This window comes from Buttiauxella gaviniae ATCC 51604 (genome assembly GCF_001654835.1).
GTDB classification, from domain to species: Bacteria; Pseudomonadota; Gammaproteobacteria; order Enterobacterales; family Enterobacteriaceae; genus Buttiauxella; species Buttiauxella gaviniae.
Genome location: NZ_LXEP01000062.1, coordinates 1 through 11,797 on the forward strand (window position 1 = coordinate 1; position 11,797 = coordinate 11,797).

Consider the following 11,797-nt stretch of genomic DNA (forward strand, 5'->3'; position numbering starts at 1 on the left):
TATTCTGGGAGATAACACCACCACCACCACCCTGAGCTTCACGCCGAAGGACAGCAGCGGTAATCCGGTGAAAGGAATGAGTAATGTGACCTTTGCGGTGAGCGGTGTGACCGGGACCACGGTAGGCCCGGTCACGGAAAGCAACGGTGTTTACACGGCGACATTGAAAGGGAATGCGAAAGGTACTGCCACAGTAACCGCGCAAGCAAACAGCACAACTATGTCATCAACAACGGTCGGAATAAGTAACTATGCGTCATTTAACGTTGCGGGTTCAACATTCACTGGAACATGTTCATCAACTGCAGGAGCAAAATTTAATATTCACCTTGAACACCCAGGAGTACAGGCTGTAGCGGTGTATATGGGAATTTCTGGTAGTCTGAGTACTTACCAACAAGTGAACGTAAATACAGATAGTAACGGTAATGCTTCAGGAAGCCTTACAGCCTCTCAGGTGAACATGATAGTTCAACAGCATGCTGGCTCAGTCGTTAGACTTATTGCGTCTATTTACTATAATTCCAAATACGACTCTGACAAATCGCTTCCCTGTAGTTAATAATGTTTTTATCTGAGTTAATTTAAAAAAAGTTGGATTGGGGGAGGTTCAGTAGCTGAAGTAAGCCCAAAAAATTGACAAAATTTATGGGGCTTTAAATGTTGCACATGAAGAAGTCGATGATAATTTAAATTGGTGAGACATGTTTTTTAATAAATCCCGGTCATTTTTTGTGTTGTTCGATTGAAGGGGGATAATAAACCATATTATTAATTGGTATATTGTTCGGGTTCGTAATTGTTCAATGCAATGAATAAAAATATTTTCGACAGGTTTCATCGGTTCATGGCCCAAATGTATAAGCCAAACACTACCGTTTTTGTTTTGTAATAATCATAGCCAGTGTTGTGTAAGCATCTGGTGATTTTATCTTCACAGACATTTTCAGACAATTAGCATGGCATTTGAAGGGAGAGCCAGGATCAACATTAAATATCACATCCTGTGCATCTTTATCATTTCGGGTCTTTGTAGGTATATTTAGGTATTATTATCGCTGTACGTACAACTGCAGCCAAACCTAATGATTGCATTGGATTGGAAATATTTTCTATTGCTTCTACCATTATTGATGGGACCAGTTTCTTTCGTGGTCGTGGGCGAATCGTTGACGTAGCGGTGGAGGGCTGATCATCGGAATGAACAGCAGTATCCTCACCCTATGAATATACAAGTATACTACAAAAAATTGTTATAGAGGTATTGATCATCGTTGCGGTTACGATTGACAAATTACTCAGTAGTAATGAAGGTAAATAATTCTGGATGTGTTTTTTGTCGCCCATATCATGATATGGGCGACACTATGTTTACGATCACATCTCGATAGATAGAGAACACTATCTAATTTATTACGATTATCAGAATTTTGCGCTGATACCAATATTATAGCTCGTCTGATTACCGCTACTTAGTCCGCCGGTTTGTGACATAGCTGCGAAAGCAGAAACAGTCTCGGAAAGCGGCATATCTGCACCGATTGCAAACACCAACCAGTCTTTATCCTGCTTTTCACCCGTCCGACTGAAACCAAGGTTCGTGGATTTCAAACCGCCGTTAGCACTATAAACGTCATCGCCAAACTGATGACGATAATTCACTCGTGTCCAAGGATTAATTCCCCCTATATGAGTATTAAATCGCCAGCCTGTGCTACCAACCTGCGAATGACCATTTTGACTGCCAAAACGCATAGATGTACTGCTGTTGCTTTTTTCTCTATAGCCGTCAACTTGGCTGTAATCCCAGATGTACTGAAACATTGGTCCCATTGTCAGCCAGTTAGTTACCGTAAAATCATAACCTGCCGTCAACCGGGCCCCCCAAAATTTACCGTCGGTTTTCCCCTCTTCACTGCGCGCCAGCTTTCCTAAAGTGATATCACGCCGTATATCGGTAAAATTCGCCGCGAGATAGTGAACGTCTCCATCAAGCCATGTCTGGCCTAAACGTAAATGGCTGAACAATGCAGCCTGAAAACCCTGTGTATCGTAATGGAAATTACTGTCAGCGCGCTGTTTATCAAGCGAACCGGCAATAAGGGCACCGAGTAATATATTATCGTTAACCTGATAATCAGCACCCAGGGTCAAACTATTGGTGTTTTCACCGCCGTTGCTTGACTCATTGTTGTCGTTATGAGGCCTATAACTTCCGCCGTAGCCGCCGAAGATACCCAGAGTACCGGGAGAGTAACCATGGTCACGTAGTTGCTCGTAGCGACTATCGAGTGTTGCACGGCTACCACGCACCATCTCCTGTATTCCCTGATTAAGGCGAGATACTTGTACAGGGGCTGCAATTATCGACTGGATATACTGCGCCATGATGTTATGTACCTGTGGCCCGGGATGAAAATGATCGGAAAACAGATAATCCTGCGTACGACTGAACCCTGATGTTGAGGTGGTACAATCCGTGGAGGCAACGCCCGGTGGACAGGCCATTCCGGCACTGTTACTCAGCCCGAACGCCTGTGGAGCTGCAAGTATTTCCTTGAACAGGCTGTTGATATCCACCCGGGCGATATTCCCTCCATGCTGTTCCAGTGCCTTTTCCTGAACGGCATTGTAGTAATCTGTCAGCATAGAGGATTGTGCTGCCGCCGTATCATAGGCGGCGATAAGTTGCTCGGTAATACTTTGTTGAATTTGGGGATTGTTGCTAATTGTCGAAGATGCGACTCTCAACGCCTGCTGGATAGCTTGCTGACGACTTGCAAGGTCCGGTGTTTGTGCGGCATTTAATGAGATAAAAGCAGCCTGAATAGCGGAAGCAGCAGCAGGGCCAAATCCTGCAGATATTACCGATTCCAGCAAAAAGGGGGTAGCACTAATGTCCGGAACGGTTGGTACGACAACAAGACCTGCGCCAGCACCCAACAAAGCACCGATCTGGGCACTAGCACTAACAGCACTACTAGTAGCAATGGACCGAGCAAGAGCTGGCTGAGTAGACGCTGCGGCCAAATCGTTCCCGCCAACCCAGTGGATATATAAACCATTTTTATCGGCTTTGCCACCTGTTTGGCTGAGCCACTGCTGAACCTGGTTGTGAGTATTATCACTAGAATTAAGCGTGGGCACCGCTGTTGCTCCTCCCGCTGCATAGTTACTCCCTCCCTGGTCAGAAGGGGTTAACTTTATCCCGTATTGAGCAGCTAATTTTTCATCGTAAAGTTTGTTCTGATTATTGTTCCAGATCCAGCGCCCATTATTTCCGGTATCACTGAGACTATCGCCAAAGACGGTCAGGGAATTGAATGCGAGTGCAGGTGAACTAAAATTTGTGATCACTGCCAGAGTACTTAATGTAAATATTTTTTTGCACACCATAGGTCTCCATTTATATATTTTATATTGTAATTTTACGAAGTTAACTTCGTAAATAACGTGCTCAAAAACTCATCTCATGAGCAAGAAATACTATTTTTTGCACAAGAAATAAGGGGTTAAAACGTAAATATATTTTATACGTGCCATGCCCACTATAATTTAGATTACTCGTCAGTCAATGGCTTCAGTACTAATGAAATCTATATGCATTTTATATTTGTGATTTGAGTGATTCACTCAAAAAATATTTATTTTTATGTATCTTTGTCGTTCCTTAGGTTTTTTCTTCGAAGTGGTTTGCGGAAGATATAAAAATATAATTGCAAACAATTCCTCTTAGAAAAGAATGTAAAGAGACCTGGATGTTAGGCGCTACAATTTTTTAGATTAGTCATAGTGACTGATAATATAAGTGGGAAAAATATTCAAATTTTATCCAAACTAATAAGAACACTAAAAATAAGTACACCCCTTCACAAATGGAGCCAACTTAACCGTTAAAAAAACCGAGAATCCAGAATAACAACGCTGCAAGTAGCACAATACCAAAAGATAATAGTACACCTCCACAGTATGCCATAGCTTTCTGAGACACTTTGTTCATATCCTCATATCCCACATAATAACTAAACCCACAAAATGTCACCTTCTCTATACAGCCGAGCTGAAAAATAATTGGTAAAACATAAGCTTACCACTTGATAGAGTATTATCATAAATAAAGTTACTTTACTATTTCTTATGGTATTTTTTAAGCATCTATTTTTCAAGAGTTAAAAAAAGGTAATTTTACTTTTTAAAAAAAGTATAGATAATCATCCTGTATCCAGAAACATAAAAAACCGAACTATGCAGATGCATTTTGTCGTGTATTCAATATGGTGGATAGAATTACAATATATAATGCTCAAGTTCGATGAATGGGTAATGCTTCCAATTAGTTGAATCGTCATGAATAATACGGGTTCTTAAGGTGCTCCTGTGGCAATCATCACCGTTCATTGTCCCCGTTGTCAGTCAGGTCTGGTTTACCGTCACGTATAAAACCCTAAAGGTCGTGACCGCTTTCGATGCCGTGATTGCCATCGAGTATTTCTGCTCACTAATACTTACGAAGCCAGAAAACCTGGTGTTAAAGAGCGCATTACCAAAATGGCTTTCAACGGCGCTGACGTTCGGGATACCGCAAGAGTACTTAAAAGCGGCATCAATACTGTTATTAGCACTCTAAAAAACTCGCGCCGAAGCGAATAACATCTTCACCAGTCACCTATGTTGATGTGGCGCTCATCTGCAAACTTGATGAACAATGGGGCTTCGTTGGCAGCAAAGCCTGGCAACACGGGCGTTGACATGCCGGAGAAGTCTTTATAGTACAATAATTTTCGATATCCAAACTGACCCTATTAACCGGCCCTGAAGTGTCTGGTTAGCACGCTCAACACGGCCTTTAGCCTGAGAACTGTTAGCACATATGAGGTCAATATTGAGGTCATGAAGGACACGCCAAACTGGGTGGTACCGGTGCGGCGTTTTTTTGCCTGGCTAACACGGAAAACAGCATGTTTGTCACTGTACAACGCGACAGGTTTTCCATGTTTATCAAGATAGTCACGCGTGGCCAGCATGTAGTCGAAGGCAGACTCAGTTTCGCAGGTGCATCAGCCGGGCAGTATTATCATCCATGTAAACCAGAAGACAGCATTTTGATGCACAGCCTTCAAACCAGTCTTGGTGAGAGCCATCAATCTGAACAAGCTCACCAAGGCCAATCACGTCGGTAACGGGGTTGATAGACCCGGGGTTTAGGCCGCGAGTGCAGAATCCTGAGACTATCAGCAGTCATCCATTTTCTGAGAGTTTCCACTGAGACGCGAATATCATGGCGTTCGCTGAGCTTTTCTGCGGCTAATGTAGGTCCAAAGTAGCTGTATTTTTCACATAGAAGTGCCATGATCCGTAAGCGAAGTGAATCATCCCGTCGATTAGCGCCTGATTTTTCTCGTCTGGCGTGAGTCAAACTATCTGCACCAGAAACAAGAAAGGGTGCATCAGCCGCTGTACCTGACGTTCAGTCAGTTGAAGTTGATAGGCGGCGTCACGGCAGCGTAAGCGTTTCTCTACAACAGCCTGGATAACCGGAAGTATGCAAGGTTCTTTTCCTGGCATAGTAACCAACATCACTGAAAGTCTTCCTGGAAGATCGGCTGGGTTGCAGAGCCAGGGTGACATTATAAACTAGCAGTAAGGGAGTGCAGACACTCCTATTGAGTCTCTACAATCGTGGTGCATATAACATTGATTATATTAAATAACACCTTAATTTATATAGAATAATATGATCGCCGCTCTTGTTTATAACCTTCCTTCTTGTATATACAAACGTAACCATAAGTATGAAACGCAAAGTAACAAGAACTCAATTCTCTTATGCCAGTGGCAGGAACAGAGTGTGAGAGCAGGTTTGCAGGAAAGGCATTAACAAAAACTGCGAATTAGTGTCTCCTGCATACACTACGAACTGGAAAGAGTTACCTGTCGCCATAATCAAATAAGTCAATGCATACTTGTTAACCATTCTTGCAATGGTCCAGTTTAGTTGTACAATTAATATGAACAAGTAATTTGGAGGCATTTATGCACAGCTATACATACAGTAATGCCCGAGAAAATCTGGCCGCAATTCTTGAAATGGCAGCAGCTGGAGATCCGGTAGAAGTTACCCGCCGTAATGGTGAGGCTGCGGTGGTAGTCAGCAAGGCTGAGTTTGAGCGATATCGTAAAGCGGCTCTCGATGCTGAGTTTGCTGAGATAATGCAGACTCATGGCGATGTTTACACGGCGCTTTCGACAAGATGAAAATAATCAGCGCACAGGAAGTAATTGAGTTTCATGACAGATTATTAGCAAGGGATTGTGGTGTGGAAGGTATGTCCGATCCTGGTCGCGCTGATGCTATCATTCATCGTGTTCTGAACAAACACCATTATGAAGGGATCACTGACCTTTATGATCTGGCTGCCGTATATTGGGTTGCTATAGCGCGTGGGCATATATTTAACGATGCAAACAAGCGTACAGCTATGTTTGTTACACAGCTGTTTTTGAAACGAAATGGTGTAAATCTACCTAATCCTATCAATATCAAAAGAGAGCAGGTGCTTGTAGATCTTACTGTAAAAGCGGCAACGGGTGAAATGAAGTATCCGGAGTTGGCAGCAGAGTTGAGGCGTTTAGTTGAAACGGAACTGTAGTGCGGTAAAATAGCAGAATGTCTTTACTGTGCGCTCCGTGTCAGCGTTCGGGCTTGATCCTGACACCGGAACCCTTTATCTACTTTATTTAGTACGTATTTTCTGTTTGAGCCTTCATCGGTTGTTGTTTTTCAGCATGGCCACAGCATCGGCTGTCGGCATCTGAAACTGCACCCTGTGTCGTGCTGCCACATCAAGCGCAAACACTTTGGTATACACCTCTGTTGAGCTGGTACTCCGGTGTCCCATCAGGCTCTGCAATACCTTCAGCGGAATACCGGCGTACAGCATGTGCATGGCGTACGAATGGCGGAACGTATGAGGGGTCACTGGCACAGAAAAAACCACCCCGTCTGAACTTGCCAACTCCACGGCTTCGTTGACCCAGCTGCGTACTGTCCTGTCGGCGACAGTCCAGATCCGTGCCCTTTCAGTCCGTCCGGTCTTTTTATTACGTCGCTCAAGCGGGATTTTCAGCGTGGCCACCATCGTCTGCAGCTGTGAAACAAACTGCAGATCTGACAGCGGAACAATCCGTCTGGGTGTGGCACCTGCAGGTGTCCGTCCTGCGGTACGGGCGGCCTTTTCGGTGCGTTGTTTCAGGGTGGCCAGTTGCACAAACGGGTACGGTGGCGTCAGGGTGAAATCAGCCCGCGTCAGTGCAAGCGCTTCATTAATACGCGCGCCAGTATTCCACAGTGTGGCGATCAGCGTCTGACGATAGAGGTCCGGAATATAATGAAGAAGTGCACTGACCTCCGGCGCCAGCAGGTATTTCGGGTGATCATCATGGGTCAGCGCCATCTGGCGTAAGGCCAGCGCTGCCGGATAATCGATAGCCACCGGTAATGAAGCCGGTAAGGCAGAATACGGTCCGGGCAGAGCCGGAAAAGCGGTCATACTCATTGAAATCCTTCACTGACCATAAATTATCCCGGACAAGAACCTGTCGGCAGAGCCCCACCACGGCGCCCTCCGCCCGCGTACAAACTCCCGAGTCTGATACTCAGAACCCCCGGAACATCAGGTTAATGGCATGCTGTATGTCATTCCCCGATGCATTCATATCTGCAATTTCTTCGCCAATGACCATGGTGGAAACTCCCGCCATTTCGGTCGTCATCACCCGATATCGCTCTTCACCAGAGCAGATGATCGGATAAAGTTCGAGGGGTACCTTATCTGACAGCAGACAGGCACTGACCAGCGGGATCACCATTCGCCGGCCCGGCGTGTCGAGCATATTGCTCTGCACATCCACGAACAGGCGGTAACCACTTTCCCGCTTATAGCGGTAAACCCGGAATTGCATCTCACCAGTCCCTGTTTTCGTCAGTAAAGGAGCCATGCTGTTCAGTGAACCGGGCGACCTCGGCCATCCCTTCGCGATTTTCTGCCTGCCAGCGTTCTGCTTTAAGTCGCCGGGCTTCATTCTGCATGGCCAGATTGACCAGACCGGAAATATTCACATCGGCCGCTTTCAGCAGCTGATAATTTTCACTGTCTATCGTCACCGTGATGCGTTGCTTCATTTTGCACACTCCAGTACATACTTATAGTATGAATTAAAGTATATACCATTGTGACATAAACATCCGTTACGATGTCAGCATACTGTTATGAGGCTACTATTCACGCCAGGATAAAGTCACGCATCTTAATGCTGCCATAAAAATAATCACTCTGACGACAGTAATCAGCCATATAACCACGCGGTTAAATTACCGTTCCGTTGTTTTTTGTTGATCCGGTTTATCCCGTATTCAGAAGTTTCCGGAAGTATACCATGAGCGGTATTCACACGAAGCGCCCTTTTATGCCCCCTACCTGCCGCAGTCTGTGACGGTTAAAACACTAAATATGCCACTAATCTTCGGCGTGGAATGCCATATATTGTGCTCTTAGGCTGCCGGATGGGCGGGTAAGGAAGAAAGATCCGCAACTGCCTTTTTTCGGATCTGCGGGGCGGAAAACCCGCAATGGATATGATAATTAAACAACATGCATAAAATCATATAAAGTGTGTTATTTATCATTATTCACAAATATCACATCTGATATGATATTCACTCAGAATGTTTATAATCATTCATATGATGATTTTACACATATCAGGACATTATCAGACGGAGCAGGCAGGATGGATAACGAAGTGACGTTTTCTCTCAGCTATAAGCAGCTGACCAAGATAGCGGAAGAACATATCCGTGAATGCGAGCTGGACAGCCACGGCGCTAAATACATCAGCGAGTCAGCCAAGGCCGGAGCCGTTCTGAGTTTCTGGTATGAAGTGGTCATTAACGGTGCGCCACTGAACAATTACGAACAAACCAAAGCGCTCATTGACGCCGATCAGCAGCGCCTCAGAAAACTCACCTGGCCAGAGACGGATAAGCAATGACTCAGGCGCGCCGACCATCGCCGCTGCAGCGGCGGGTGCTGATTGTGCTGGCGGCCCTGGATGAGAAAAGTCCGGGACCGGTGGCGACACGGGATATTGAACGGGTGCTGGAGCGGAGCGGGGACGCCCCGGTGTACGGGCCAAACCTGCGCGCCTCCTGCCGTCGCATGGAGGCGTCAGGCTGGCTGCGCACCCTGCGTGCCCCGAACCTGCAGCTGGCTGTCGAATTGACGGACAGCGGCCGGGCAATCGCCGTCCCCCTGTTGGCCGCCGAACGTGAACGTGTGCAGACTGAGCAGCGCGCGACGGAGGTCCGGGTTCTGCCCCTGGTGCCGCGTAGCCAGGCTGATGAGGCTGACGACCGGCCGGTGGAGCTGGACGGTCGCTGGCACCTGGCGCGCCGTGGCGACTACGTTATCCGTCTCGACGGTACCACCTGCCTGCAGCTGTGGAATGCGGCCGGGCAGGCGACGCGCCTGGCGGGCGATCCCCTGCAGGTCGCCACCTGGCTGCAGGCCTGCCACGATGCAGGTATTGCGGTCCGGATGCAGATCAATGAGAGCACCACGCCAGAGGAAAGCATGCTGAATGTTACCGCGCCGGCGGACCAGACCGACACCTGGTACCGCCAGCTGGACGTCGCGCTGCAGGCGGAGGGCATCACCGGCCTGAATGAGGAGATCAGGCAGGCAGTTGCCGGGCCGCTCCGCGACCTGCCGGCGCCGGCGCGCCTGCTGCATATTCTGCGCGAAGCGGACCTGCTAACGGCTGCCGGCTATGAGAGTGACACGGAAGCCGCGCTGGCTGACCTGCTGGCCCGCGCGGGGTTCACGGGCGACCAGGCGCAGGAGATGCAGTGGCACCGCATCCGCTGGCCGCAGATGAGTCAGGAAGATGTTGATCGGCGCGATCTGAACAGCCTGCTGGACGAACTGGAGCGGCGACAGCTGTACTGCAACCGCGAACAGCTTACGGAGATTGTGTTTTCACCGGTACGCAGACCCGGCGAGAGCTGGACTGAACGTCTCCAGTGGCTCCTGATGACGGATGGATTCGGGTTCTGCAGTCCGCTGTCCCATGAAGCGGCTGCCCGGGTACTGGAGATCCTGGCCGGTTATACGGGACGGGAAGTGGCTGAACATCTGGCCACGGTGACTGTCTGGAACGACGACAACGCGGGGACGCAGCCATGAGCACGACCGCTTCCGCAGGCAACATCTATCTGGGGTCAGTTTGGATATAGAGAATTATTGTATGAGTGGCTGGCAAAGCCCGGACCGGCAGCGAAGATGCAACTGACAGCAGATGTTCAAAGTTATTCTTAGCCGCGGTGAGCCTGAGCCTGCTGTATTTCCTGTTTCCTTTCCAGAACACCATTCTTCTCCCGGTATTCACTCAGCCAGCTATGCCAGCCGTCAGATCCGTACTCGATACTGTCAATAATATCCACTACACTGGTATCAAATATTACAGTAGTTGTACCGTGAAGATAGCTGTCCGTAAACATGCCTTCCCAGTCGTAAACGCCCTGAATACCACAATTCAGGTAAAGGCGGATCATTTCATCTGAGTCTACATGCCTGTTACCCACATAGAGCATACTCCCTCTGTAAGTCCTGTACTGAGGCTCGCACAGGGCATGCCAGTCCCGGCCTTCACTGAGTTGGCTACTGATGCTAACTGGAAGTCCATCTCTCAGACGTGCCGCTATATCGGGTTGCTCTCCGAGCGGCAGCCGGTGATCTGCGATAATCGCCCCGGCTTTCAGTTCACACCGGTAAACCAGTGGCAGTCCGGGATTTCTGTTTTTGAATAACGCATGATTGCTGGCCCCTTTAAAATTATCCGTAAACCAGCTGGCTGCGATGTTTCCGGCTTCACCAGTTCCCTTGTATGCCACATCAAACTTATCAAAACGCTGTCTTGTTCCGTGAAAAAGCTGCATTACTGGTACCTCCAGTCAGACAGAATTGAGGAGGAGGATTTCATTGATCATGAACGTATGAATCATTATGCCGCCTGGCTGCATGAAGGCGCCCTCATGAGCTGAATATTGCACTTTCGCAAATGGCGCCGTAACCCGGCGTAGCCGGTTACAGTTCTGATAGGTTCCACCAATCCATCCTCTCCGCCCTGATCAACCAGACCCACTTTACGCTATGAAGAATCTTGTTTGTGCCGTCGGAGTGGTCCGGGCTATGCCCGGGCGTATCTCCGCGTTAGCGCCGTGAGGCGCTTACGGGCATGTAAGCAAAACCAAAAGCGATACTACTTACAGCTACGAAGAAGCTAGTTACAACATTCATCATTATAAGCGACATCATCCCGGGCTTCGCCCGGGGCGGCGGCGCTTTTCAGTGGTGGGTCCGGTTGTGGTGAGTGAGGTTGTCTCGTTCGGGGCCCGGCGCTGTGCGACGGGAGCTATTTCTGCCCTTTTCTGAGCGACGTGGCCGTTGGCCACTGTAGCAGCGCGACAGCCAGCGTACTGAGTGTCATCAACAGTTCGCGACGCTCTCTTGATGTCGCAGCCTATCAGTTTACCAGTCGCCCGGTGGCTGAAGCTCTGCTGGCCGCACAGCGGCGGGGGGTCAACGTCCGGGTACTGGCGGATGCAAAAGACAACGGCGGGAAGTACTCCGCCGTCACCTGGTTGCAGAGGCAGGGTGTGCCGGTCAGGCTTAACGGGCAGTATGCTATCCAGCACAACAAATTCATGGTGTCCGATGGTGTGACAACACAGACAGGT

At 48.2% G+C, this 11,797-nt stretch carries 12 protein-coding genes and 2 pseudogenes; 7 read left to right on the top strand and 7 right to left on the bottom strand.

Features of this window, described 5'->3' with window-relative positions; translation table 11 throughout:
• Nucleotides 1-562, top strand: a 562-nt coding sequence (locus M977_RS23345) for an Ig-like domain-containing protein (protein ID WP_209438623.1), incomplete at its 5' end; no start/stop codon positions are given.
• An 860-nt stretch (nt 563-1,422) separates the two neighbouring features.
• Here M977_RS23345 and M977_RS23350 read toward each other — a convergent pair.
• Complete coding sequence (locus tag M977_RS23350; protein WP_064519430.1) at nt 1,423-3,396, bottom strand: autotransporter outer membrane beta-barrel domain-containing protein; 1,974 nt, start codon at nt 3,394-3,396, stop codon at nt 1,423-1,425.
• A 981-nt stretch (nt 3,397-4,377) separates the two neighbouring features.
• On the opposite strand from M977_RS23350, the pseudogene M977_RS25085 reads away from it, so the two are divergent.
• Nucleotides 4,378-4,739, top strand: a pseudogene (locus tag M977_RS25085) (IS1 family transposase); the annotation flags it as partial.
• Nucleotides 4,740-4,800: 61 nt separating this feature from the next.
• Here the strand turns inward: M977_RS25085 and M977_RS25940 are convergent.
• Both M977_RS25940 and M977_RS25945 read right to left on the bottom strand, forming a co-directional pair.
• Nucleotides 4,801-5,565, bottom strand: a pseudogene (locus M977_RS25940) (ISNCY family transposase); the annotation flags it as partial.
• Between the two features lie 259 nt (nt 5,566-5,824).
• Nucleotides 5,825-5,974, bottom strand: coding sequence for a hypothetical protein (locus M977_RS25945; protein WP_245163541.1), 150 nt, complete (start codon nt 5,972-5,974; stop codon nt 5,825-5,827).
• A 59-nt stretch (nt 5,975-6,033) separates the two neighbouring features.
• Here M977_RS25945 and M977_RS23365 point away from each other — a divergent pair, with 59 nt between their 5' ends.
• Together M977_RS23365 and M977_RS23370 are read left to right on the top strand one after the other, a co-directional pair.
• Entirely contained in the window at nt 6,034-6,255 is a 222-nt protein-coding gene (locus M977_RS23365) for a type II toxin-antitoxin system Phd/YefM family antitoxin (RefSeq protein ID WP_064519438.1), read from the top strand.
• Nucleotides 6,252-6,650, top strand: coding sequence for a type II toxin-antitoxin system death-on-curing family toxin (locus M977_RS23370; RefSeq protein ID WP_064519441.1), 399 nt, complete (start codon nt 6,252-6,254; stop codon nt 6,648-6,650). The genes M977_RS23365 and M977_RS23370 overlap by 4 nt, the downstream gene beginning before the upstream one ends.
• Nucleotides 6,651-6,764: 114 nt before the next feature.
• Here M977_RS23370 and M977_RS23375 read toward each other — a convergent pair whose 3' ends face one another.
• The 3 genes from M977_RS23375 to ccdA form a co-directional block, all read right to left on the bottom strand.
• Nucleotides 6,765-7,550 (bottom strand): site-specific integrase, encoded by a 786-nt coding sequence (locus tag M977_RS23375; RefSeq protein WP_064519458.1) that lies wholly within the window; start codon nt 7,548-7,550, stop codon nt 6,765-6,767.
• 106 nt (nt 7,551-7,656) lie between these two features.
• Nucleotides 7,657-7,962, bottom strand: a complete 306-nt coding sequence (gene ccdB / locus M977_RS23380) for a type II toxin-antitoxin system toxin CcdB (protein ID WP_064519444.1) — start codon at nt 7,960-7,962, stop codon at nt 7,657-7,659.
• A gap of 1 nt (nt 7,963) precedes the next feature.
• On the bottom strand, nt 7,964-8,182 hold the full coding sequence (gene ccdA / locus M977_RS23385) for a type II toxin-antitoxin system antitoxin CcdA (protein WP_064519447.1): 219 nt from the start codon (nt 8,180-8,182) through the stop codon (nt 7,964-7,966).
• 608 nt (nt 8,183-8,790) lie between these two features.
• On the opposite strand from ccdA, the gene M977_RS23390 reads away from it, so the two are divergent.
• Both M977_RS23390 and M977_RS23395 read left to right on the top strand, forming a co-directional pair.
• On the top strand, nt 8,791-9,051 hold the full coding sequence (locus M977_RS23390; RefSeq protein ID WP_064519450.1) for a hypothetical protein: 261 nt from the start codon (nt 8,791-8,793) through the stop codon (nt 9,049-9,051).
• The gene (locus M977_RS23395) at nt 9,048-10,244 is read left to right on the top strand and encodes a hypothetical protein (protein ID WP_064519452.1); all 1,197 of its coding nucleotides are present in this window, start codon (nt 9,048-9,050) and stop codon (nt 10,242-10,244) included. The genes M977_RS23390 and M977_RS23395 overlap by 4 nt, the downstream gene beginning before the upstream one ends.
• A gap of 128 nt (nt 10,245-10,372) precedes the next feature.
• Here the strand turns inward: M977_RS23395 and M977_RS23400 are convergent, their stop codons facing one another.
• Nucleotides 10,373-10,996 carry a hypothetical protein gene (locus M977_RS23400; RefSeq protein WP_064519455.1) on the bottom strand — a complete coding sequence of 208 codons (624 nt, stop codon included), beginning with the start codon at nt 10,994-10,996 and terminating at the stop codon, nt 10,373-10,375.
• 501 nt (nt 10,997-11,497) lie between these two features.
• Between M977_RS23400 and M977_RS23405 the strand changes: the two genes are divergently transcribed.
• Nucleotides 11,498-11,797: phospholipase D-like domain-containing protein (locus M977_RS23405; protein ID WP_245163542.1), on the top strand; the 300-nt coding region annotated here is incomplete at its 3' end.

Bases quoted from the DNA above. Each gene is read 5' to 3' on its own strand.
- M977_RS23395 (WP_064519452.1), top strand. From the start codon at position 9,048: ATGACTCAGGCGCGCCGACCATCGCCGCTGCAGCGGCGGGTGCTGATT.
- M977_RS23365 (WP_064519438.1), top strand. From the start codon at position 6,034: ATGCACAGCTATACATACAGTAATGCCCGAGAAAATCTGGCCGCAATT.
- M977_RS23370 (WP_064519441.1), top strand. From the start codon at position 6,252: ATGAAAATAATCAGCGCACAGGAAGTAATTGAGTTTCATGACAGATTA.
- M977_RS25945 (WP_245163541.1), bottom strand. From the start codon at position 5,974: ATGGTTAACAAGTATGCATTGACTTATTTGATTATGGCGACAGGTAAC.
- M977_RS23390 (WP_064519450.1), top strand. From the start codon at position 8,791: ATGGATAACGAAGTGACGTTTTCTCTCAGCTATAAGCAGCTGACCAAG.
- M977_RS23350 (WP_064519430.1), bottom strand. From the start codon at position 3,396: ATGGTGTGCAAAAAAATATTTACATTAAGTACTCTGGCAGTGATCACA.
- M977_RS23400 (WP_064519455.1), bottom strand. From the start codon at position 10,996: ATGCAGCTTTTTCACGGAACAAGACAGCGTTTTGATAAGTTTGATGTG.
- M977_RS23375 (WP_064519458.1), bottom strand. From the start codon at position 7,550: ATGACCGCTTTTCCGGCTCTGCCCGGACCGTATTCTGCCTTACCGGCT.
- ccdA (WP_064519447.1), bottom strand. From the start codon at position 8,182: ATGAAGCAACGCATCACGGTGACGATAGACAGTGAAAATTATCAGCTG.
- ccdB (WP_064519444.1), bottom strand. From the start codon at position 7,962: ATGCAATTCCGGGTTTACCGCTATAAGCGGGAAAGTGGTTACCGCCTG.